Annotated in this window: 23 protein-coding genes; 19 read left to right on the forward strand and 4 right to left on the reverse strand. The window is 37.4% G+C overall.

Features of this window, described 5'->3' with window-relative positions:
* The gene (locus KO561_RS06935; protein WP_231096386.1) at window positions 1–528 is read left to right on the forward strand and encodes a GNAT family N-acetyltransferase; all 528 of its coding nucleotides are present in this window, start codon (window positions 1–3) and stop codon (window positions 526–528) included.
* A gap of 15 nt (window positions 529–543) precedes the next feature.
* Window positions 544–1,368: an alpha/beta fold hydrolase gene (locus KO561_RS06940; RefSeq protein WP_231096387.1), complete on the forward strand. Its 825-nt coding sequence runs from the start codon at window positions 544–546 to the stop codon at window positions 1,366–1,368.
* A gap of 274 nt (window positions 1,369–1,642) precedes the next feature.
* Here KO561_RS06940 and KO561_RS06945 read toward each other — a convergent pair whose 3' ends face one another.
* Complete coding sequence (locus KO561_RS06945) at window positions 1,643–2,815, reverse strand: FtsW/RodA/SpoVE family cell cycle protein (protein WP_231096388.1); 1,173 nt, start codon at window positions 2,813–2,815, stop codon at window positions 1,643–1,645.
* Window positions 2,816–4,715: 1,900 nt separating this feature from the next.
* Here KO561_RS06945 and KO561_RS06950 point away from each other — a divergent pair.
* From KO561_RS06950 to KO561_RS06985, 8 genes are all read left to right on the forward strand, one after another.
* Window positions 4,716–5,108: a hypothetical protein gene (locus tag KO561_RS06950; RefSeq protein ID WP_231096389.1), complete on the forward strand. Its 393-nt coding sequence runs from the start codon at window positions 4,716–4,718 to the stop codon at window positions 5,106–5,108.
* 928 nt (window positions 5,109–6,036) lie between these two features.
* Complete coding sequence (locus KO561_RS06955) at window positions 6,037–6,345, forward strand: alpha/beta fold hydrolase (protein WP_231096390.1); 309 nt, start codon at window positions 6,037–6,039, stop codon at window positions 6,343–6,345.
* Window positions 6,346–6,635: 290 nt separating this feature from the next.
* Window positions 6,636–9,038 (forward strand): nitrite reductase large subunit NirB, encoded by a 2,403-nt coding sequence (gene nirB / locus KO561_RS06960; RefSeq protein ID WP_231096391.1) that lies wholly within the window; start codon window positions 6,636–6,638, stop codon window positions 9,036–9,038.
* Window positions 9,039–9,059: 21 nt separating this feature from the next.
* Window positions 9,060–9,383: a nitrite reductase small subunit NirD gene (gene nirD / locus KO561_RS06965; protein WP_231096392.1), complete on the forward strand. Its 324-nt coding sequence runs from the start codon at window positions 9,060–9,062 to the stop codon at window positions 9,381–9,383.
* A gap of 28 nt (window positions 9,384–9,411) precedes the next feature.
* Window positions 9,412–10,260: a formate/nitrite transporter family protein gene (locus KO561_RS06970; protein WP_231096393.1), complete on the forward strand. Its 849-nt coding sequence runs from the start codon at window positions 9,412–9,414 to the stop codon at window positions 10,258–10,260.
* A 17-nt stretch (window positions 10,261–10,277) separates the two neighbouring features.
* Window positions 10,278–11,069, forward strand: coding sequence for a uroporphyrinogen-III C-methyltransferase (gene cobA / locus KO561_RS06975; RefSeq protein WP_231096394.1), 792 nt, complete (start codon window positions 10,278–10,280; stop codon window positions 11,067–11,069).
* A gap of 2 nt (window positions 11,070–11,071) precedes the next feature.
* Complete coding sequence (locus tag KO561_RS06980) at window positions 11,072–11,830, forward strand: sirohydrochlorin chelatase (RefSeq protein WP_231096395.1); 759 nt, start codon at window positions 11,072–11,074, stop codon at window positions 11,828–11,830.
* On the forward strand, window positions 11,814–12,878 hold the full coding sequence (locus KO561_RS06985) for an anthranilate phosphoribosyltransferase (RefSeq protein ID WP_231096396.1): 1,065 nt from the start codon (window positions 11,814–11,816) through the stop codon (window positions 12,876–12,878). Before KO561_RS06980 ends, KO561_RS06985 begins: the two co-directional genes overlap by 17 nt.
* Window positions 12,879–13,252: 374 nt before the next feature.
* Here KO561_RS06985 and KO561_RS06990 read toward each other — a convergent pair whose 3' ends face one another.
* Window positions 13,253–13,501: a hypothetical protein gene (locus tag KO561_RS06990; RefSeq protein ID WP_231096397.1), complete on the reverse strand. Its 249-nt coding sequence runs from the start codon at window positions 13,499–13,501 to the stop codon at window positions 13,253–13,255.
* A gap of 126 nt (window positions 13,502–13,627) precedes the next feature.
* On the opposite strand from KO561_RS06990, the gene KO561_RS06995 reads away from it, so the two are divergent.
* Both KO561_RS06995 and KO561_RS07000 read left to right on the forward strand, forming a co-directional pair.
* Window positions 13,628–14,152 (forward strand): RNA polymerase sigma factor, encoded by a 525-nt coding sequence (locus KO561_RS06995; protein ID WP_231096398.1) that lies wholly within the window; start codon window positions 13,628–13,630, stop codon window positions 14,150–14,152.
* Window positions 14,139–14,852: a hypothetical protein gene (locus tag KO561_RS07000; RefSeq protein ID WP_231096399.1), complete on the forward strand. Its 714-nt coding sequence runs from the start codon at window positions 14,139–14,141 to the stop codon at window positions 14,850–14,852. The genes KO561_RS06995 and KO561_RS07000 overlap by 14 nt, the downstream gene beginning before the upstream one ends.
* Window positions 14,853–15,112: 260 nt before the next feature.
* Here KO561_RS07000 and KO561_RS07005 read toward each other — a convergent pair whose 3' ends face one another.
* Complete coding sequence (locus tag KO561_RS07005; RefSeq protein ID WP_231096400.1) at window positions 15,113–15,733, reverse strand: NAD(P)-binding protein; 621 nt, start codon at window positions 15,731–15,733, stop codon at window positions 15,113–15,115.
* 67 nt (window positions 15,734–15,800) lie between these two features.
* On the opposite strand from KO561_RS07005, the gene KO561_RS07010 reads away from it, so the two are divergent.
* The 5 genes from KO561_RS07010 (at window position 15,801) to KO561_RS07030 (ending at window position 19,933) form a co-directional block, all read left to right on the forward strand.
* Window positions 15,801–16,364: a nucleotidyltransferase domain-containing protein gene (locus KO561_RS07010; protein ID WP_231096401.1), complete on the forward strand. Its 564-nt coding sequence runs from the start codon at window positions 15,801–15,803 to the stop codon at window positions 16,362–16,364.
* Window positions 16,365–16,379: 15 nt separating this feature from the next.
* Window positions 16,380–17,039: an HAD family hydrolase gene (locus KO561_RS07015; RefSeq protein ID WP_231096402.1), complete on the forward strand. Its 660-nt coding sequence runs from the start codon at window positions 16,380–16,382 to the stop codon at window positions 17,037–17,039.
* Window positions 17,040–17,129: 90 nt separating this feature from the next.
* Window positions 17,130–18,566, forward strand: a complete 1,437-nt coding sequence (locus KO561_RS07020; RefSeq protein ID WP_231096403.1) for a 6-phospho-beta-glucosidase — start codon at window positions 17,130–17,132, stop codon at window positions 18,564–18,566.
* 127 nt (window positions 18,567–18,693) lie between these two features.
* Complete coding sequence (locus KO561_RS07025; protein ID WP_231096404.1) at window positions 18,694–19,644, forward strand: sugar kinase; 951 nt, start codon at window positions 18,694–18,696, stop codon at window positions 19,642–19,644.
* 172 nt (window positions 19,645–19,816) lie between these two features.
* The gene (locus KO561_RS07030; RefSeq protein WP_231096405.1) at window positions 19,817–19,933 is read left to right on the forward strand and encodes a YjcZ family sporulation protein; all 117 of its coding nucleotides are present in this window, start codon (window positions 19,817–19,819) and stop codon (window positions 19,931–19,933) included.
* 49 nt (window positions 19,934–19,982) lie between these two features.
* On the opposite strand, the gene KO561_RS07035 is transcribed toward KO561_RS07030, so the two are convergent.
* A complete protein-coding gene (locus KO561_RS07035) occupies window positions 19,983–20,846 on the reverse strand; it encodes a Cof-type HAD-IIB family hydrolase (protein ID WP_231096406.1) in 864 nt (287 codons plus the stop codon).
* Between the two features lie 277 nt (window positions 20,847–21,123).
* Here KO561_RS07035 and KO561_RS07040 point away from each other — a divergent pair, with 277 nt between their 5' ends.
* Window positions 21,124–21,243 carry a YjcZ family sporulation protein gene (locus tag KO561_RS07040; protein WP_231096407.1) on the forward strand — a complete coding sequence of 40 codons (120 nt, stop codon included), beginning with the start codon at window positions 21,124–21,126 and terminating at the stop codon, window positions 21,241–21,243.
* A 118-nt stretch (window positions 21,244–21,361) separates the two neighbouring features.
* Complete coding sequence (locus KO561_RS07045; protein WP_231096408.1) at window positions 21,362–22,336, forward strand: quinone oxidoreductase family protein; 975 nt, start codon at window positions 21,362–21,364, stop codon at window positions 22,334–22,336.
* The last annotated feature ends 143 nt before the right edge of the window (window positions 22,337–22,479 follow it).

The following is a 22,479-nucleotide window of genomic DNA, read 5'->3' on the forward strand; positions in this document are numbered from 1 at the left end:
ATGAAATATTCTATTAGAGCGGAAAAACAAGAGGACTTTCTTCTTATCCGAGAGCTTCATAAACTGGCGTTTCAAAACGAAGGGAATGAGGCAAATTTAGTGGAAGCGATACGGGAATCTAGCTACTTTGTTCCGGGGCTTTCTATCGTAGCGACACTACAATCTGGAGAAATAATCGGTCATATTCTTTTCAGTAATATTATATTAGAGACAGAACGAGGCGCAAAACAAACTTTAGGCTTGGCTCCTATGGCTGTTCACCCAAACTATCAACGAAAAGGGGTTGGATCTGAACTTGTTCGAAGTGGCCTTGACCTATGTAAGGAAAAAGGCTTTGAACATGTTTTTGTTCTCGGACATCCTCAGTTTTATTCGAAGTTTGGCTTTATTCCCGCTTCTAAATTTGACATTGAAGCTCCCTTCTCTGTTCCAGATGAGGTATTTACGGCCGTCGAATTAAGAAAAGGCTCTTTAAAAGGAATGGAAGGGGAAATCAAATACCCTCCAGCATTTCGTACGGTTTCCTAGATAGGAGGAGTAATGATGAAGACTTCACGGGTTACAATAGATGGTTACCGAGTTGGCTACATAGAAGGAGGTCTTGCGACAAATCCGACATTAGTCTTGTTGCATGGCCTGGCGGGAAGCAGCACCTATAGTTTTGCTGAGCTCATGGAAGAATTAAAGGAGAAATACTTTGTGATTGCAATAGATCAGCCTGGTCATGGCAAAAGTGATCCCTTCGATACGGAAAGGGCATACCTTTTTTCCAACTTAGCAAACTGGTATGAACAAGTATTCTCGAAGTTAAAGCTCGACTCTTTTTATCTGATCGGACATTCATGGGGAGCCGATGTTGCTCTTCATTATACGAAGCTTTACCCTCAGAGAGTAAATGGAATTATATTACTAGATGGAGCTTTTACTTTTCCGGAATTTCAAGAGGAAATGACGTTTGATTATGCATATCAAGGTTGGAAAGAATATATGCAAAACGCAAGCTATGAAAGCTGGAATTATGTCATCGACGAATATAAGACATACATAACAAATTGGAATCCAGTAAAAGAACAGTCTGTGAAATTAGTAGATATAATTGATGTCAATGCAGGTGAAGGCAATGAGAAGGTTCTAAGAATTAAACTTTCTGCTGCTGATTTAAATGCAGATGGAACACTTAAAGGTAGAGCTTACTCGATTAGATTACTTGCAGGTGCAGTTACTGATGCTCATACATTTAGTCAATGGGGAGAAGTATTAGGAAGCGGGATTATTGCGACAGCAATATTGGATCGGTTGCTATATCATTCCAGGGTGTTTTCAGTTGACAGGACAAGTTATCGAATGAAAAACAAAGCTGCCGAATAAGGCGGTAGCTTTGTACAATTTTAACCCGAATATATTGTATAAATCATTGTAAGAATTGAGTACATGACTGTTAAGCCATCAACATATGATATGGTGATAAAAAATTAGCCCTATGATTGGAATTAGAAGAGCCAAACTAATCAGATAATTATATCAGTAATTATTCAAATGCAAGTTTTATTATTGACACATATAAAATTAAAAATAAAAGACAAACAATTATAAATAAAATTTTTATTCTAGTATTTATTTCGCTTTTTTTCATATTATTACCTCATTTAAAAAAAAGTTTTTTATTTCTGATTAGTTCACTATTTACTTTATAAATGAGCGCAAAACCCGTCATAGAAGCCAGTATTGAACTCCCTCCGTAACTTATTAATAATAAAGGAATTCCGGTAATAGGCATTATACCTATTGTCATTCCAATATTTTGAAATGTATGAATAAATATCAAAAATAAATATCCTATACACAAAAAGCATCCAAAAGTATTATCTTCATAACTTTGTAAACTAATAGTGACAAGCTTATAAATTAAAAGGAAATACAATACAACAACAATTGAACAACCCAAAAATCCGAAACTCTCACCAATTATAGAGAATATAAAATCTGTTTGAGCTTCAGGGATATAGACTTCTGAATTGCTAAGTCCTTTTCCTGTTAACTGTCCTGATCCGATTGCCAAAATAGACCTTTTAAAATGATAGTCCTGATTCGAAGAGTCGTCTGAGAAATTGAGCCATGTCTCTATTCTATCCATTTGATATGGTGCTAAATGAAATAATGATTGTGTAAGATCAGGAAATTTGACGAACATGAGACCAGCAGTACAAAAAAAAGTAATTATTAGAAGAATTACTGTGAATATTATCTTCCAGTTTATACCTGATAAAAATATCATTCCTCCTGTTATTACTAAAAAAACCATAGATGTCCCAAAATCAGGTTGTAGGATTATTAGAAGAACTGGTAATAAACCAATGATAAGTAATTTAAGAAAGAGCTTATAGTGTTCTCGTGTATTTTTTTCCAGTTTGTCCCTTGATTTTGCAATAGTTGACGCTAAATACATAATGGTGGTTATTTTAACTAATTCTGATGGTTGAAGAGTAATTCCTCCAAATCTAAACCAGCTATGTGTATTATTTATCTCAGGCGCTATAGTTTCGGGGCTTATAATTAAAATAAATAAAAGTGCAATTCCCCCTAAATAACAAAAAAAGCTAGATATATATAAACTTTCCATATCTAAAAATTGGACAAGGACAATGATAATTATACCTAAAGAAAACCAAAATGCTTGCTTCAAAACGAAATTTTCACCGTACTGTTCTATTTGTTGGGCATTATAAATAGATACAAAACTTATTGTCATAAACATAATTAACAATAAAATTAAATCCATTAGGAAAAAATATTGATTATCGTTATTATCCTTCATATTCCATATCCTTTCTTTTGCACATAAAGATTACAAAGAAGTATTAAATATTACCTTTAAAAAGAATACAGAGTATTCTATCGCAGAAGTAGTTATTACACTTTTTAAACTATAGTAATAATTTATTTTGTTAAATTAATTAATTTTCACTTTTATTTTCATAAAATCAATGTTATCAAATTTTTAAGCAAATTATTTATATCAAGTACTAGTTCAAGATAGTTAGAATCTCTTAAATAAATTTGATATGAAAGCAATTAATTTTAATTATTTTTCCTCATCGATAATGTCCTATTCAAGGTAATACATATCGATATTAAAATAGCCAAATAAATTGTATCTTTATATGGATCAATGTATCCTAGTTTACTCAGTTGTTTCCTACGCTCTTTTCTGATAATAGCTCTCGTATATATCTGACAATTGTTTTTTGTTTCTTATATATAATCTTAGTAAAGATAATGGGTTATTTTCTTCTCAAATTATCACCTTCCCACAAACGTAAGTTTTCACATTGGATTATACACAAGTTTATTCATAAAATGTATGTATTTCAATAATTCCTTTAAAGTGTTATAGCAATAAAAAAATTTAAGAGATTTTTCAAACATGCTGACAAAAAAGTGAAGTTATCATGTTCATCTCTCTATGTAAAGCCTTCTTTCTATCATTTCTATGTCGCCACCAGCGCCTTTAATTTTTTTCAACCTCCTGTGGTAACTGCTAATATTTCCGTATTCTTTTAAGGTGTATCAACCTTTAATTTATTATAGTGATTCACTGTTTACAGTGTTAAAGTCCGAGTAACTAAATGATTACTTCTTCTTTATTCAGAATCGAATGGAAGGGTTTATTACAGGTATCATGTAAAGGATTTTCAGAGCAGTTACAATCACATGGAATGGAACACTCCTTTAGGCTGCATTAGGAAAAAGTTTTGGTTATGTTAGCTTGTTCAATTGTAATTATGATATATTTTTTTCTTGTATAGGATTTGATAGTCCTAGGTTTGAATATTATAAAATGAATCCATTTAAATCATATTTTTGTTTTGTTTTTCAGTATTGTCGCAGTACTTGCTTCCCTGAATATTAGAATAACAATGGGCTATTGCCAATTACAGGAGTTTCCATGTTAGTGAGTAATGGTGCAAGACCATTACTTGATACAATTAGTAGGATGAGAATATCAGAAGGGAAAACTTTAAGTGAAGATTTATGTTTTGAAAATTTCATTAATGGAACTTGTAGTCATAAAATTCTAAAAGTTTCGCAAATACACTTAAGTATCAGAACTTGAACACTTTATTTGACAAGCCCAATTATATTTTTATATCTGTATTTTGCTAAAGCACTAATAGAAACTATACCTAGCAAAATAATTATGTACATTACAATAAGAATTAATTTATTTTTTATTCTATTTTATCCTCTTAATATCCACAGATTTCCCCTCCATATTTCGATTATAGCATCTCTGACATATGTTGTATATTTAAGTAAAGCCTCCAAGATGAATCTTGTATCTAATTACCAGATTTATATAACTATTTCATTCTTTGATTTTTATAGTTTAATTACGGATTATTTTGAAGTATTATAGATTACTTGTTTCAGCTAGCACTGTCTCTTTTTGCAGTAACTCTCACCTCCTAAGTGTGTATTTTGAGGCTCTTAGCTAGCTTGTTTCTGCTTTTTACCAATTTATAAAACTTTAAGCAAAAGTCATTTGTTTAGGTGTGAACTTCAAGCCTAGATACCATTTTTAGCCCTTTACTTAGTTTGTCTCAAAACTTCTAAACCGAGCAGCGTGATATAAAAATGATTTTTTACAAAATATACCTTTACAAAATATTCCTTTTGTGATAAAGTTTAATTAATATAAAAGGAGGTATTATTTTATGAAATTTAAGATTCTATCAACTTCATTATTACTTGGAGCGTTTTTAGTAGGAAATGCTTCAGGAGTATCGGCACAAGTGGAGGAATCTCCTAAGTTGGATGATTCTCCTGCTATACAATTGGGAGCAGGTGAGTGGGATAATATTGGTGAATATACGTTCAGTAATTCAATCCGCTTTCAGTCTGGGGGAGGAGATTTAAAAGTATGTGTAAAAAATACAGACGATTCCGTTAGGCTAGTACTTGAAAAAGCCCCACTTTGGGCTGGAGACTCCGAATATACTTCTGGTTCTGGAAAAAACTGTGCCATTTGGAGAGATATTGGCATAAGAGGTGCATATGATCTTTATAATATGTCAAATCGGTCATTAGAAGTCACAGTCTATGATTAAATAGATAAATAGAATAGATAAATAGGATAAATAGATAGATAGAACAAATAGATAAAAAACAATGCCTGGCTATCGGAATTTATAATTGGCCTCAAGAAAACATATGATTAAGAGGCGGCTGGAAATTCTTTTACTTGGCTTAAAAGCAACTCCAAAGGGCGACTTCAAAATTCATATGTGAATTTTAAGTCGTCTTTTTATATCATAAAGGATTAAAACTCCCAATGAGAGGACTGGTCTAACTGCAAAATTATAGTAGACAGTTTTTTCCAGTTTTAAAAAACACCTATTTCCCTGAATATTGTCATGGGGATAGCTCCTACTTTTCCTTCTTTTTGATCCACTTCTGCCATAAAAACGATCTACAATTGACATGGTGAGGAGAGCCAACCACGTAAAAGAGCCTTACATATTCGTGAGGCCACTTAAATGTCATCTAAATTGTAACCGAAGGGACTATCTTGAGAAATCAAAGAAAGTTCCTCTGTTTTCTTGTGAAAATGGAAATATAACTACATTAAAAAATGAGGTATTTGGATGCTCGACCGTCTGAGTAAAATCAACGGTTCTTTAATCTCCGGGAATACTGTTAGATTGAGGTGCCCCCCAAAAGGCACAGACCGGTTATGAAGTAGCCTCATCTTCGGGTCTGGGTAATACAAGGAGCCATATCCATATTCACCACCAATGTAAAACGAATCTTGAAACTACAATAGGTGAACATCTAACTAATTCATATAAAAAACAGCCCGTTTGGAAGAAAAATTATTCCAAACGGGCTGTTTTTTAGTTTGATCTTTCAAATGCCTCAAACTTAAGAGCTATTAAGTTTAATAGATTGAATAGTTTCCAGATGCTTCGTGGGATTCACAGTGGTTGCTAGCGTAGGATCCTGAAAAGCTAGCTTCTACAACATAACCGATCGATTATGAAGTATGAGACGGATTATCAACTTATAGTCAATGAGTCTACGGTCCTATCCATCATAAAAGCATTCTACAGGGAGTCGTTTTCTAGTACCTACTCCTATATAAAAGTTCCCTTATTACTAGTGCATGCCACAGAACCAGAAGAATTACAAGAAGCTAGAAAAAGAGGTATTCAAAAGCTAAACGAAGAAATAGAGGACGTTACGATTAGAGAGCTCCCTGACACTAACCATATGCTTCAATGGGATAAACCGAAAGAGGTTGGCGAAGTTATTCGGAACTGGCTCAATCAAAAACAACGTATATAGAAGTTCTTGCCTCTCTCAAAGTAAATGTTAGCCAGCGAAAAATAAGTAAGACTATTTACTTATTTTTCGCTGGCTTTTTTGTTGTTTCGTTTTGTTTCTAAATTGCTGGAAACACAGTTATAACAAAGGTTTGACACATCCTTTTCGTAGAAATTGATTCCGCTTTCTTACAGAAACCGCTCTATTTCCCTCCTGTCAGATATTCTCACAAGACGTTTGAATTAAAAATCATCCTTTGCAACAATTTATATATCTTAATTTTCAGAAAAATAAAAAGAGGAGTTGCAAACATGCCGAAACAAAAGATTGTGCTAATCGGAAATGGAATGGCTGGGATGAGAGCAATTGAAGAAATCAAAAAGCTAAGACCGGATGATTTTGACATTACCGTTTTTGGGACAGAGCCTTACCCAAACTACAATCGAATTCAGTTATCAAAAGTGTTGCAAGGAGATACCGAAGTAAAAGACATCACCTTAAACGAGTGGAGCTGGTATGAGGAAAACGATATTCTTCTCTATCCTGGTGAAACGGTAGTCAAAGTGGATAAAAAATCTCAGGTTGTATTCACAGATAAAGGTCGTGAAGCTAACTACGACTATTTAATCCTTGCAACAGGTTCTAATCCATTTATGCTTCCTTTACCAGGTGTAGACAAAGAGGGAGTGACGGCATTTCGCGATATTAAGGATTGCGAAAAAATGATTGAATACTCCAAGAAATATAAAAAGGCGGCAGTTATTGGTGGTGGATTGCTAGGGCTTGAAGCTGCAAGAGGATTGTTAAATCTCGGGATGGAAGTCGATGTTATTCATATTGCTGATTATTTAATGGAACGACAGTTAGACAGAGAAGCTGGACATATGCTTCAAACCGAGCTTGAGAAGCAAGGTATGAACTTTTTACTTGAAAAACAAACTGTAGAAATTATAGGGCGAAATCGTGTTACGGGGCTAAGGTTCAGTAATGGCGATCGTATAAAGGCGGACCTAGTCGTCATGGCGGTTGGAATCAAACCAAATGTCTCTCTCGCATTGGAAACAGATCTTGAGGTAAATCGAGGAATTGTAGTCAATGACTTTATGGAAACAGACACGCCTAATATTTTTGCCGTAGGAGAATGTGCAGAACATAACCAAATGGTTTACGGGTTAGTGGCACCTTTATACGAACAAGGAAAAGCACTGGCTAAGCGAATTTGTAAGCTGGAAGATAAGGGGTACAAAGGTTCCATATTATCTACCCAATTAAAGGTTTCTGGTGTGGATGTATTTTCTTCTGGAAACATCAAGGAATATGATTCCATGAAAACCATTAAGCTTAAGGATGATTGGAGAGGAACCTACAAAAAAATTACGATTGAGAACGATCATATTACAGGTGCTGTTCTATTTGGTGATACGAGAGAGGGGAACAAGCTTCTAAGTTTTATTAAAAAGGGTGTCCAAATAGAAGAATATTTAGCCTTAGGGGAACAAACAGAATCCAATGAGAGCCTAGTAGCTGAAATGCCGGACGATGAATTAATTTGTGGCTGTAATGGAGTTACAAAAGGAACGATTGTTCAGGCAATCCAAACGCAAGGACTCTCTTCTGTGGAACAAGTAAAAGGCTGTACAAATGCTTCCAGGTCTTGCGGTACCTGTAAATCGTTAGTAAGTGAATTACTGGAGTACACGCTAGGGGATGAATATAGCGAAACCCAACAAGAAACGATTTGTGGATGTACGACACTCTCGAAGGATGAAGTCATTGCCGAGATTAAGGAGAAGGGTCTTACCCATACGAGAGAAGTAATGAATGTTTTGGGATGGAGTACAGAAGAAGGGTGCTCCAAATGCCGGCCTGCTTTGAATTATTACTTAGGAATGATAAACCCAATAGATTATAAGGATGAACGGGAGTCTAGATTTGTTAATGAACGTCTTCACGCCAATATTCAAAACAACGGAACGTATTCGGTAGTTCCAAGAATGTATGGTGGGGTCACAAATTCGGAGGATCTTCGGAAGATTGCCGATGTAGCCGACAAGTATGAAGTTGGCATGATTAAACTGACAGGTGGTCAAAGAATTGACCTTTTAGGCGTACAAAAAGAAGATTTGCCAAAGATTTGGGCGGATTTAGGAATGGCCTCAGGACATGCCTATGCCAAGTCTGTTCGAACGGTAAAAACATGCGTCGGTGCAGACTTCTGTAGATTTGGTACCCAAGATTCAGTTGGGATGGGGATTCAGATAGAAAGGAAATTTGAAGGATTGAATACACCACATAAAGTGAAAATGGGCGTTTCCGCATGTCCTAGAAACTGTGCAGAAGGCGGTGTGAAGGATGTTGGAGTGGTCGGGCTGGATGGAGTATGGGAAATTTATGTTGGTGGAAATGGCGGTGTAGAACTAAGAAAAGCGGAATTGTTAGTGAAGGTCAAAACTCAAGAAGAAGTTCTAGAGTACATTGGAGCCTTCTTACAGGATTACCGCGAAAACGCTAAATATTTAGAACGAACCTCTGCCTATGTAGAACGAGTCGGTATTAACCATATTCAAGAAGTATTGGAGGATAAACAAAAAAGGGATGCATTAAATCAGAGTATGGAGATTGCTTTATCTGCTGTACAGGAACCTTGGAGTGAAGCCATCCGAAATGGAACATTGCTCCGTGATTTATATGAAAAAGTGAAGGTGTCTGAATAAAACGAAGAGGGGGAAGGAAGATTGGAACAAACGTTAAGACGAGTCCTAATAGGAAATAAATCGGATTTACCTGAGCGATTAGGAAAAACCGTAACAATAGGAACCTATGAATTGGCTATCTTTAAGCTGGCGAGTGGGGAAGTTCGTGCAATTGAAAATCGCTGTCCCCATAAAGGTGGAGTTTTGGCAGACGGTATGGTAAGTGGGGAGTACGTATTTTGTCCACTGCATGACTGGAAGATTAGTATCGTGGATGGTCAAGTGCAAAAGCCGGATGATGGCTGTGTACCTTCTTACAAGATAGAAGTAAAAAATGATTTAGTCTATGTTCTATTGCCAGAATAGAAGTTTTATAGAGTAAAGGAGGAGAAAGATGTCATTTGTGAAGCCAGATCAAGTAGTTCAGGATATGGTGAAAGCAGGGGAATCAAAAGCAAAACTTCCCATACGAGATTTACTTATTAGAGGGGGATTAGCTGGAGCCTTGTTGGGCTTTGGTACCACGCTAGCCTTTACGGCGGAAACGCAGTCAGGGCTTGGTATTCTAGGAGCAATGCTCTTTCCTGCATGCTTTGTCCTCGTCATTCTTCTAGGGCTAGAGCTAGTAACAGGTAGTTTTGCACTAATTCCTGTAGCTGTCTTAGAAAAGAAGGCAACTGTAAAAGAGATGTGTTTGAATTGGTTTTGGGTCATTATTGGGCATCTAATCGGGGCGGTTTTTTACGCGCTTCTGTACACAGTTGCCATTTCACAGTTTGGTAATGTATTGGATGCCCCAGTCGCAACGAAAATAATGGCGGTGGCGGAAGCCAAGACCTTACATTATGAAAGCCTAGGAAGTACTGGTCTTTTGGTTGTGTTTGTGAAAGCAATCCTTTGCAATTGGATGGTTACCTTAGGTGCAGTCGTTGCCTTCACATCCACCACTACGATTGGGAAAATCGCTGCCATGTGGTTACCTATCCTTATATTTTTTGCTCAAGGGTTTGAGCATGCTGTTGTGAACATGTTTGTTATACCTGCAGGAATGATGTTGGGTGCGGACATAACGATTTCCCAATGGTGGCTCTGGAACCAACTTCCTGTTTTATTAGGTAACCTAGTAAGTGGATTTTTATTTACTGGCTTAGCCTTATATATGACTCATTCACAACGAAACAAAGTAAGTGTATTAGAACTTCAAAAAACGAATCGCCCCATGACAGGAACACAACGGGGCTAGTCTAAGGAGGGCAACACATGGGGAAAGCTTATTTAGTAGGTGCAGGTCCCGGTGATCCTGACCTCATTACTGTGAAGGCTCTGAAATGTATTCAACAAGCCGATATTATTTTATACGATCGTCTCGTAAATCTAGAGTTGCTGAAAGAAGCAAAGTCAACTTGCCAACTTATATTTTGTGGTAAATTACCGAAATTCCATAAGATGAAACAGGAAACGATCAATCATTTACTAGTTAAATATACAGCAGAAGGAAAAAACGTAGTTCGGTTAAAAGGTGGCGATCCGTTTGTGTATGGTCGTGGTGCAGAGGAAGTGGAAGCTCTTGTACAGAATGGTCTGAAGTATCAAGTTATTCCTGGAATAACGGCTGGGATTGCAGCACCTGCCTATGCCGATATTCCGATAACCCATCGTGAGTTGGGAAGTTCTTTTGCTGTCCTAACTGGACATTGTAAAAAAGGAAAGCCTGAAGATATAAAGTGGAAAAGCTTAGCAGAAGCTGTGGACACCATAGCGATATATATGGGGATCTCCAATCTACCTCATATTTGCGAACAACTCCTCAGAATTGGCAAGTTACAGGATACGCCTGTTGCTGTTATACAAGAAGGAACAACAGTAGAACAAAGGGTTGTAACCGGTACGCTTGGAACCATTGTTGGAATTGTAAAGGCAGAGGAGATTCGGAATCCAGCGATGATCATCATTGGGGAGGTCGTTCGATTTAGAGAAAAGCTACAACTGTTAAAGGAATATGGGAAGCGGAACCAACCATTAACCTATGAAATAATGGAAGTAGGCGGATAATCGTGCAGGCAGTTTTATATGTTTGTCATGGCAGTCGGAGAAGAGAAGCAGTTGATGAAGCAGTCGACTTTGTTGAAAAAACAATGGTCAATATAAATGTTCCGATTCAAGAATATTGCTTTTTAGAACTAGCGAATCCATGGATTCCAGAAGGGATTGAAAGATGTATTCAAAGAGGGGCTACTAGAATCGCGATTATTCCCGTTTTACTGTTAACCGCTACCCATGCCAAAAAGGATATTCCAAAGATGGTTCAAGAAACGATGAAGTCCTATCCGGAAGTTAAGGTATCCTACGGGGAAACATTGGGCGTTCAGCAACAACTAGTAGATGTTCTGGTTAAGAGAATAAAAGAGCAAAATCCACCTACAACTGATATGGAAATTTTACTAGTAGGAAGGGGAAGTAGTGATCCAAATACATTAGAAGATATACAGCTTATTTCAGATATGCTTTCCGAATCCATGTCCGTAAAATCTGTTGAAAAATGCTTTCTTGCAGCTGCAGAACCTAAATTTGGATCTTTTCTTGCTAGAAAAGTTACATTCGGTTCCACAAATATTGTCGTAGTTCCCTATCTTCTTTTTACAGGTATGTTGATGAGAGAGATTAATCAGACTGTTCGTCAGTTAGAGCTGCATCCAGAACAAAAGGTAACGGTTTGTGAATATCTAGGCCGTCATCCAAATGTTTGTGTTGCCCTTCAGAACCGAGTTCTAGAGGCAATTGGGGAGGGGGATAAGCGTGCAGAAATGGCTTAAAGAGGTGGCAAGAGGAAAGAAAGGTTCAAAGGACTTAAGTTATGAGGAAACGAAAAAGATCGCCGAGCACATTCTATCTGGTTCAGCGAGTGACGCCCAAATTGCTGGTTATCTTATTGCTCAGAGGATGAAGACAGAAGCACCGGAGGAATTGCTGGCCTTTGTTCATGTGCTTCAGGAAGAAAGGGAAAGGATAGATATACCTAAATCCTTGGTTGCTAACTTAATAGATTTTGCTGGTCCATACAATGGAAGAAATTACTTCGCTGCGACTATTCCATGCTCGATCCTTCTAGCAGACTTTGGCATTCCAGCTTATCTACATAGTAGTGATACTCTACCACCTAAATTTGGTGTTTCTGTTAAGGATATTTTAATTTCTTTGGGCATAGAAACTGAAGGTACTACAGATCAAGTTGCACATTCACTCCAACAGACGAACTTAGCCTTTGTCTGGACAGAAAAATTTTCAAAAGGACTGACGGCATTAAGGTCTATTCGAGAAGAAATTGGGGTCAGAACACTGCTTAACACGGCGGAGAAACTATTAAATATCCCGAATGCAAGCTCTCTTATGATGGGAGCTTTTCATAGAACCGCAATTCAAAAAATTTACCCAATACTAAGTAAGTTATCCTATGACCGAATTTTTATCGTACAAGGCTTGGAAGGGTCAGAGGACGTACCCGTTCATCGAAATAGTTTTGTCTACCGTATTAACCAAGATTTGATGGAACATTTTTTAGTGAAGCCAGAGGAATATGGGCTACTTAACAAGGAATTTGATAAGACTAAAAAAATTTCTGTGCAAGAGCAGAAGCAGATTATCGAATCTATTTTAAGTGGAGAAAAACGATGCGAATATACGTATTATTACAATCAGGTTGTACTTAATACGGCTATCCGCTATTATTTGTTTGGCGCTTCTCGGTCAATAGAGGAAGGAATAGATATCGCCAAGGACCAGTTGCAGAATAAACGAGGGCTAGATATACTCAATCGTTGGAAGAATCAAAATGAAAGAAAGAGTGTATCCATATCAAGTTAACAGAAGATAGAAATAGCATGCAAAAAACATGGATGTTAGGGAGGTTTATTCCTAGTTGAAGGAAAAAACAGGTTTTGAAGTGGGTATATAAAAGCAATGAGAAAAGGTTTTGATTTCCTAATTGTGCAGGACATTACGAATGTTGGTTCAGGTGTTACTGGATGAATCAACACAATTATTCATTTGTAATGTCTCTATAATTTTTTTGGATCTAATGCACAGGATAAAGGTACTTCCAGAAAGAATATCGACTGTAATGACATCTTCAAAGAACTTTGTCAAGTAGCTTATACTCTTAGTAAGAGATATCCTTCAGTTATTGATTAATCCAAAAAGAGGACTTGAAAAAGTCCTCTTTAATCGTTAAAAAATCTCTAGTAATGCCAGGTGTAGCCGGTCCATGTAGACAAGTCTGAGTTATAGTAAATGGCATTTGTTGATAATACGGTACCTGGTCCTACGAATTCGTTAGCACTTCCTCTTGCGTATAAACCAAGGTAATCAAGCAAAAGTGGATTATTTTCACTGATTACAAAAGTGTAACACTTATTACATTGGAATATGATACCATTTAAGACCCTTTCGCCATCAACCCACACATATCCTGATCCACGACCAACCATATAGTGTTTTCCACCTTCTGGACATGGGATATATACATTAATCTAAATATTTTAAAAAATAAGTGTAACTTATTTCAAATTAGAGCGTTATTAAGGTGAAAGAACATCGGAAGGGGGAATTACTAATTGGAGCCAAAGAAAATGAGGGAACGTGTTAAAGATTGGTATCATCAGTATAGCAATGATATTTATAATTTTGCTTTTTTTATGACTGGTCAACATGACAACGCGAAAGATATTGTGCAGGAAACATTCTTGCGAGCTTACACAGAGGGACATACCTTTAAAGGTGGGAATGTTAAAAGCTGGTTATTTCGAATTGCACATAATTTCACGATAGATTGTTTAAGAAAGCAAAGGCCCGTAGCTTTTTATTTAGACCCGATCCTACCTATAAAATCCATCGAACCAACCCCAGAACAACTTCTTTTATTGAATGAACAAGAAAAATATTTGTTTAAAGCATTATTGAATATAAGAAACAACTATAGAGATGTAATTATATTGAGGAAAATTAAGGAGTTTTCCATAAGAGAAACCTCTGAGATACTTGGATGGTCAGAAAGTAAAGTGAAAGTCACTCTGTTTAGGGGATTAAAGACATTAAGGTCTGAATTGAAAAAGGAGGGTTTTAATAGTGAAGTCACATGAGGAGACTGAATTTTTGGATTCTGATTTTAAATCTATTGGTACAAAGGTAAATCTGTCCATTCGAGAGCAACAAATGCTTTGGTATAACATAAATTCTAGGATGAATGAAGAGATGAATGTGTCAAATAGAAAATCTCAAAAATGGAAATATTTTTTATCTTTTGCAGGAGCCATTCTAGTGGTTGTTCTGTTAGCGCTTCCACTTTTTCAACTTATTGAGGAAGAGAATGTAGATGGTGATAGCGAGATACTAAAGGAAATCTTAAATAAACAGTTCTCTGGACCGGATCAAGAATTAATGAACCTATTAGAGGACCCTGACAATCTGACAATCATTGGAAAAGAAGAATCGAAACCAAAGGGACCTACTGAGTTAGACAAGTATCTTGAAGAAGAATATAAATCTAGTTTTACTGATGATGCATATCAAACATTTATCGGAAGCTATTTATTAGACTTCCAGTCCACCGCGCATTATGGGGATTATAAATTGCAAGCGGAAAGCATTGATTTAGAACAAAGTGACTCGAATGATGAAGAATATATGTTTAAAGTGAAGGTTGGTTATCAAAAAGGGGAGATAGAAAAAGGTTACGCTGAAGTAACAGGAAGGGCAAAGGTTAACGCTAAAGGAGAGGTGTACTATTACAAATTAGAAGATGATGGTGGATTATCTCAAGCGTTACGGTCTGGGATGTAAGTTAGAGAGAAGGAACTTGACTGGTATTCAAGTTCCTTCTCGGGTTTGTCAAATAAATAAACACCTTTGTAATTAAACAGCACGTTGACATTAGCTATTGTGTCGATATTATTTGAGTTGCGATTTTCCTGTACCAATTTCTTTCATAAAACAACTAAACATCGAAGAAGTCAAATTTCATGCTATTTGGACTGCTTATTGGAATGTCAATGCGTATGTTTAGCGACTATAACGGTACTACTTATTTTATAGGAGAAGGTTTATTTTTCTTTCACTCTCTGTTTTATTGCTTGTATCTGATATTCTTGTTCATCCGCAGATAATGGAGGTCGTTCAACGAAGGATTGAAGAATTGCTTTCCTCTTCTCTACCGGAATCAAGGAAGATTTGAGAAGCAAACGAACTTCATACAAAAAATCCACATACTGCTCATACTCCTCATCGAACATTTCCTCCAGCTGTGTTTTAATTTTTTTCGTTAACATAGGACTAGCTCCGTTAGTGGAGACGGCAATGGATAGTTTTCCCCTTTGAACATGAGCAGGGAAATGAATGTCACCTTTATCCGCATCATCTGTAGCATTAACCAATACATGGGCAGGACAAGACCTTCTAACTAAGTCATTAATTTTCGGGTTGTTGGTGGCGGTAATCACCAAAGCAGCCTTTTGGACATCCGAAGCGGAAAAGGCTTTTGCTTGCCAAACGATTTTGTTTTGTTCATGTAGGTGGGCGAGTTCACTAGTTACCTCCGGACTGACGACGATAATCGAAGCCATTGTAGGAAGGAGGGTTTGGACACGCCGCTCCGCAACCTTCCCGCCTCCTACTACAACTACCTGTTTATTGTTAAAATCCATCATAACCGGTAAATAGGACATAAAGATTTCCCCTCTCTATTTGTCTATATTATACTTATTTTTACTAAACCAAAGAAGGGGGAAGTCTATGTTTGAACCTTGTAGGCGTATAAAAGACCAAATGTCTAAGTTTGATAAACCTTGGTTTATCGCGGGTGGATGGGCCATTGATTTGTTTGTGGGACACGAAACTAGAGAGCATTCAGATATAGAGATTGGTCTGTTTCGTCAGGATCAATTTGTACTAAAAAACTACCTGAACCATTGTGATTTTCAAAAAGTAGTGAAAGGGAAGCTAATGCCATGGAATGCTGAGTATGTAGAGCTTCCTATCCATGAAATACACGGAAAAAGGAGAGACGGGGACAGTGCGATGGAAATTCTACTTAATGAAAGAGTAGAAGATATTTGGTTATTTCGCCGAGAAACGTCTATTACGTACCCTATCCAAGATTTAATACGAATCTCTTCTTCCGGAATTCCATTTCTAGCACCAGAAATTGTCCTTCTCTATAAAACTAAAAACCCACGGGAAAAAGACTTACTAGATTTCCAACAAGTGGTTCCATTGCTGGATAGGGAGAAGAAAGTATGGTTGAAAGAAGCGATAACAAAGTGGGATTTAAATCATGAATGGATATCGGTTCTATAGTGGAGGAGGGAGACAATGAATAAGGCGATCCTTTTCGATCTCGATGGCACACTACTAGATCGGGAGAAATCGGTAAGGCATTTTGTGGATGATCAATTTAATAGATTAAAACCATCCTTTGGCCATGTCAGGAAATCAGCCTACGTTCACTCTTTTTTAAAGTTGGATGATAGAGGATATGTGTGGAAGGACAAAGTGTATCAGCAGATGGTGGAGGAATTTGACATAACAATGATAACCTGGCAGGAGCTTTTAGAGGACTATGTTACAAACTTTTATAAAAGTTGCATCCCATTTCCTAACCTCATCGAAACCTTAGATCAGCTAGCCTGTTATGGATACAAAATGGGGATTATAACAAATGGGAAAGATCCGTTTCAAATGAACAACATTCGAGCATTACATATAGAAAATTATTTGGACACCATCCTGATCTCAGAAAAAGAAAAGCTTAAAAAACCAGACCCACTTCTCTTTCAAAGAGGGTTAAAGCAACTCGGCGTTCAAGCATCTGAAGCTTTTTTCGTTGGGGACCACCCAAAAAATGATATAGAGGCAGCGCATAAGGTTGGAATGCAAACAATTTGGAAACGAACAGATTATGAAAACGTTCCAAAAGCTGATTTTATAATTGATGATTTGCACGAAATTCTGGACATAATCACGGGTCCCTAAAAGTCGCTTTTTTTCTTTTCTGAGTTGTATAATGAGAATGTACACGCGCATAATGAGAGCAACTTACCTACATAAATTGGAGGAATGAAAATGACAAAACCGTTATTCCCAGAAAACTTCTTATGGGGTGGAGCTACGGCTGCTAACCAAATTGAAGGTGCGTATTTAGAGGACGGTAAAGGTCTAACGACGGTTGACCTTATGCCGATCGGTAAGAACAGATTTAATGTGTTGTTAGGGAACGTGGATTCCTTAGAACCAAAATCTGATGAATTTTATCCATCACATGAAGCAATTGATTTTTACCATCGTTATAAAGAAGATATCGCTTTGTTTGCGGAAATGGGCTTTAAGAGCTTCCGTATGTCTATAGCATGGACAAGAATTTTTCCAAATGGCGATGATGAAACACCAAACGAAAAAGGATTACAATTCTATGATGATGTGTTTGATGAACTTTTAAAATACAACATTGAACCAGTCGTGACAACGTGCCACTTTGATGTGCCTGTGGCTGTCATTGACAAATACAATGGCTGGAAAAATAGAAAGATGGTAGATCTTTACGAGCGCTATACGCGAACTATTTTCGAACGGTATAAAAACAAAGTTAAATATTGGATGACTTTTAATGAAATCAACATGCTTTTGCATCTGCCATTTGTAGGTGCTGGAATTATTCTTAAGGAAGGCGAGAATAAGAAACAAATCCTTTACCAAGCAGCTCATCATCAATTAGTAGCAAGCGCACTTGCGGTAAAAGCTTGTCATGAAATCATTCCTGATGCAAAGATTGGATGTATGCTGGCGGCGGGCTCTACCTACCCTTACACAAGCAACCCGGATGATGTATGGGAGGCGATGGATCGTGATCGTGAGTCCTTCTTCTTTATAGATGTTCAATCTCGCGGAGAATATCCTGGCTATGCGAAACGTTTCTTTAGAGATAACAATATTCATATTGAAATGGAAGAGGACGACGAAGAAATTCTTCGTAACCATACCGTAGACTATATTGGATTTAGTTATTATGCTAGTCGTTGTATCAGCACGGATCCGGAAATATTAGGAGATCAAACAGAAGGAAATGTCTTTGCTTCTGTAAAAAACCCCTATCTTAAAACATCAGAATGGGGTTGGACGATTGATCCGAAAGGTCTTCGCATTACTGCCAACCAACTTTATGATCGATATCAAAAACCTTTATTTATCGTGGAGAACGGGCTAGGTGCAGTTGATGTGCCAGAAGCGGATGGTACGGTGAACGATGATTATCGAATGGACTATCTAAGAGCACACTTTGAAGAGATGGCCGAAGCGATTGAAGATGGTGTAGAGATTCTAGGTTATACGAGCTGGGGACCGATTGATTTAGTTAGTGCAAGTACAGGAGAAATGAAAAAACGTTACGGATACATTTATGTCGATAAAGACAATGACGGAAATGGAAGCCTAGAGAGAAGCAAGAAAAAGAGCTTTGATTGGTACAAAAAAGTAATCGCTTCTAATGGAACGGATTTGGTCTAGTCTAATAAGAAGGAAGAGTACTTCGTTTGATTAAAAACGGAGTACTCTTTTTGTGTAAACCGCTTACAACATGATGTACAATGTACTAAACACATTCAAATAAGGAAAGGAAGAGAGGAGTGCAATCATGTTAGATGTTATTACAATTGGAGATGCGATGATTACGTTTAACCCGACCTCGAAGGGTCCCATGAGATTTGTCCATTCCTTCGAGAGACGAGTTGGAGGTGCTGAACTTAACCTTGCGATTGGCTGTGCCCGATTAGGATTACGAACAGGCTGGATTAGTAGACTTGGCAATGACGAATTTGGAAAACATATTCTTCATTTCGCACGAGGAGAAGGGATGGATACTAGTCAGGTCAAGCTGGTTGATGGGTATCCAACTTCCGTTTATTTTAAAGAGATCTTGGAGGATGGAACAGGACGGAATTTTTACTATCGGGATAATTCTCCAACTATTACTATGTCGCCAGAGGCATTGAATGAATCTTATATAAAACAAGCAAAATTGTTACATATTACTGGTGTTTTTTCTGCAATCGATGAGCGTAATCCAGCTATTTTGTTACGGGCGATGGAGCTTGCCAAAAAGCATGGAGTATTAGTTTCTCTTGATCCAAATATTCGATTAAAACTATGGAGTAAAGAAAAAGCAAGATCAACAATGGAAAGCTATTTACCATTTGTGGATATTTTATTGACAGGGGACGAAGAAGCAAATATCTTATTTGGAACGTCCGAAGATGAGGAGATTATCCATATTTGTAAGGAAAATGGCATCGATACGCTTGCCATTAAAAAAGGAGAAAAGGGTGCCTCTGCTTTTCATCAGGGGAAATATTTACAAGCATCGCCAATACCAGCAAAAAAAGTAGTGGATACCGTCGGAGCAGGAGATGGATTTAACGCAGGGTTTCTGTATGGTATGTTAAATGGGTTATCCCTTGAAAGGACAATGAAACTAGCTACAACGATCGGTTCGATGGTCGTTAGTGTTTCTGGTGATAATGAAGGTTTGCCATTCATGGAGGATGTTCTTACTCACATGGGTGAGAAGGAATTAATTGAAAGATAGGCAGTTAACTAAATCATGTAAATAGAGGCAAAAACCCACCCAAAAAGCAATGGAAAACATATATTGTTAGTAACCTAGCAAGGTAAGAAATCCAAAACACGAAGCCAACATCCACAATCATCATCCAGAGGGAAATAATTTGTTTCCTCTAACCAGATAAGGGGGTGAGATAATGAGCTACGGATCTTCTTGGGGTAACAACAGCTTTATTCTATTAGTAGTAATATTTGTATTGCTTGTTATCGTTGGTAATAATTATCCTATGGGTCAAGGATGGGGAGCATACTAATCTTTCCCTATAGGCAGTAAAAGCCACTCTTTTTCGAGTGGCTTTTTGATTACTTTTGTACTTTCAACATCTCTTCAATAGCATAAGCTACACCATGCTCTAAATTAGTCTTCGTCACAAAATCACTCAATTGCTTGATTTCCTCATCTGCATTTCCCATAGCAACTCCCATGCCGGCTGCTTGGAGCATAGATACGTCGTTGTAGTTATCGCCGATCGCCATGACATCTTTCATATCGATGTCGATATCTTTCGCAAACAATTCAAGCGCTATCCCTTTTTGGGCTTGAGGGTGGTTAAATTCCAGGTTATCAAATCCAGAAGAAGTGATGGCTACACCAGTTTCCTCAGATAGTTCATTGCGAACACTTTCTAACGTTGTATTCGTTGTCGAGAATGCTAATACCTTATAAATTTCTATATCTGTTCTAGATACGAGCTCTTCATAGTTTTCGATGATGGTGATCTCTTCTTCTTGGAATCTTTTAGTAGCATGTTGTTTGACTTCTTCTTCCTTTAATCCTGGATTTGCAGACATCATGATATCCACCATCACTTTTAAAAAGTCTTCCCTACTGCTTGAAAACCCACCTTGATTGGTGAAGAGTTCAAAATAGGCCCCTTTTTGGCGACAGGCTTCGATAATTTTCATTGCGACCCCTTTTTCTAAAGGGACACTCCGAACGAGCTTACCTTCTACTGTGTATATTTGTGCTCCATTCAAACAAATAACAGGTGCTTCAAGGCCAACTTCCGCCATTGGTTTACGAGCGGAATTATACGATCTACCAGTTGCAACTACAACTTTAACACCCTGTTCTTGAGCTTTTCTTATGGCTTCAGCATTTTCTTTACTTATTTTGTGGTCCCCGTTTAATAAAGTACCATCCAAATCGGAAGCAAATAATTTCATATGTGATCTCCTTCAATATATATATGTATACCTTTTCTTCCTATAGTCTAACACGATTTCAAGGAAACAGATTAGATTTAGCTTTGCCTTTACAAAAAATATATATAGGTTTCCAACTCAATTTTTTGAGATAAGGACAATAACCTACCCGAAAAGGATATTTCGGCATACATTATTATTACCTTGCAAGGTAGCTAAGCAAGACTAAGACTATGTAGGAAAGATACTTCCTATTTTCTTAACTCTTACCCTTGTCGAGGAGGAGGTGAGAAATAGCATGGGATACGCAGCAGGAGGATCTTGGGGCAATAACAGCTTCATCCTATTAGTTGTATTGTTCGTATTGCTTGTAATCGTTGGTAACAACTATCCAACAGGTCAAGGTTTTGGATACTAATAAGTAAATACCAACAAGAGGAAACCACTTCATTTTATGGGAAGTGGTTTTCTATATTTGAAATCTTCCTACCATCGCTTATGATAAAGGAAAAGAATGATGAAAGAAGGGATTAGCTATGAAGGCAGTTGTCATGGAACGTTTTGGTGGTCCAGAAGTTCTTATTTACAAGGAAATTCCTATTCCTGAGCCAACTGAGACACAGGTGCTCATCAAAGTGGCTCATACAAGTGTAAATTATGCAGATATCAAGAATAGAAAGGGGACGAAATCGAAGGGATCTTTTCCACTTATCCTTGGTTTAGACGCAGCTGGAACAATTGTTAAAACAGGATCGGGGGTCGACAATTTAAGAGTAGGACAAAGAGTGATTGCTTTTCCAAGCAGTGGTTCCTATGCGGAATATATGGTTGCTGAACAACAGCTTGTTTTTCCTATTCCAGATGAACTAGATTTTCAAACCGCAGCAGCAAGCCCCATCGTAAGCTTTTTGGCTTATGCATTGTTAAAAAAAGTAGCTAGAATGGAAAAAGGGGAATCCATATTAATCCATGCTGCATCAGGTGGTGTTGGGACGACTGCCATCCAATTAGCAAAGTATATGGGAGCAGGTGAAATTATAGGGACCGTCAGCCATCTAGACAAAGCACCCGTTGCATTGGAAGCTGGTGCAGACCAAATCATTACATATAAGGATTTTGTTCAAAAGGTGAATGAGAAAACGAATGATCATGGAGTCGATATTGTTTTGGATTCTATTTCTGGCAAGATTTCCGAAGCGAGCCTGGAATGTTTGGCTCCATATGGTCGCTTGATTCATTTCGGGAATTCTAGTGGAGAAGTAGGCAGTTTCCACACAACAGATCTTCATGCAAGCTGCCGATCTGTTCTAGGTTTTAGCCTTGGAACGACACGGAATAAAAAACCGGAGCTTATCGGAGAACTTGCAAAAGAGGTAATTCCGTTGTTGGCCTCTAAGGTTATCGACATGAAGGTTGGGGAAGTATTCCCTTTGGAAGAAGCTGCAGAGGCACATCGAAAAATGGAAAGTCGAACACATACAGGAAAAATAGTATTAACCGTAAATAACTAGGGAATCCCTAGTTAATTTTCTAGTAGTATTTGCTTAAATTACTAGAAATCAATAGATCATTCCTCGTTATTTATACGATGGATAGAAGATGAATTTTGTAGAAAAATTAGTCCTATTCTATCGTTTTCCTTTTCTTCCCGTTT

This window comes from Radiobacillus kanasensis (genome assembly GCF_021049245.1).
Classification (GTDB): domain Bacteria; phylum Bacillota; class Bacilli; order Bacillales; family Amphibacillaceae; genus Radiobacillus; species Radiobacillus kanasensis.

Excerpts from the sequence above, each read along its gene's own strand:
- KO561_RS06945 (WP_231096388.1), bottom strand. The coding sequence starts at position 2,815 with ATGAAGGATAATAACGATAATCAATATTTTTTCCTAATGGATTTAATT.
- KO561_RS06950 (WP_231096389.1), top strand. The coding sequence starts at position 4,716 with ATGAAATTTAAGATTCTATCAACTTCATTATTACTTGGAGCGTTTTTA.
- KO561_RS06935 (WP_231096386.1), top strand. The coding sequence starts at position 1 with ATGAAATATTCTATTAGAGCGGAAAAACAAGAGGACTTTCTTCTTATC.
- KO561_RS07025 (WP_231096404.1), top strand. The coding sequence starts at position 18,694 with ATGTTAGATGTTATTACAATTGGAGATGCGATGATTACGTTTAACCCG.
- KO561_RS07030 (WP_231096405.1), top strand. The coding sequence starts at position 19,817 with ATGAGCTACGGATCTTCTTGGGGTAACAACAGCTTTATTCTATTAGTA.
- KO561_RS07010 (WP_231096401.1), top strand. The coding sequence starts at position 15,801 with ATGTTTGAACCTTGTAGGCGTATAAAAGACCAAATGTCTAAGTTTGAT.
- nirB (WP_231096391.1), top strand. The coding sequence starts at position 6,636 with ATGCCGAAACAAAAGATTGTGCTAATCGGAAATGGAATGGCTGGGATG.
- KO561_RS07035 (WP_231096406.1), bottom strand. The coding sequence starts at position 20,846 with ATGAAATTATTTGCTTCCGATTTGGATGGTACTTTATTAAACGGGGAC.
- KO561_RS07015 (WP_231096402.1), top strand. The coding sequence starts at position 16,380 with ATGAATAAGGCGATCCTTTTCGATCTCGATGGCACACTACTAGATCGG.
- KO561_RS07020 (WP_231096403.1), top strand. The coding sequence starts at position 17,130 with ATGACAAAACCGTTATTCCCAGAAAACTTCTTATGGGGTGGAGCTACG.
- KO561_RS06940 (WP_231096387.1), top strand. The coding sequence starts at position 544 with ATGAAGACTTCACGGGTTACAATAGATGGTTACCGAGTTGGCTACATA.
- KO561_RS07045 (WP_231096408.1), top strand. The coding sequence starts at position 21,362 with ATGAAGGCAGTTGTCATGGAACGTTTTGGTGGTCCAGAAGTTCTTATT.
- KO561_RS07005 (WP_231096400.1), bottom strand. The coding sequence starts at position 15,733 with ATGTCCTATTTACCGGTTATGATGGATTTTAACAATAAACAGGTAGTT.
- KO561_RS06955 (WP_231096390.1), top strand. The coding sequence starts at position 6,037 with ATGAAGTATGAGACGGATTATCAACTTATAGTCAATGAGTCTACGGTC.
- KO561_RS06990 (WP_231096397.1), bottom strand. The coding sequence starts at position 13,501 with ATGGTTGGTCGTGGATCAGGATATGTGTGGGTTGATGGCGAAAGGGTC.
- KO561_RS06970 (WP_231096393.1), top strand. The coding sequence starts at position 9,412 with ATGTCATTTGTGAAGCCAGATCAAGTAGTTCAGGATATGGTGAAAGCA.
- cobA (WP_231096394.1), top strand. The coding sequence starts at position 10,278 with ATGGGGAAAGCTTATTTAGTAGGTGCAGGTCCCGGTGATCCTGACCTC.
- KO561_RS07040 (WP_231096407.1), top strand. The coding sequence starts at position 21,124 with ATGGGATACGCAGCAGGAGGATCTTGGGGCAATAACAGCTTCATCCTA.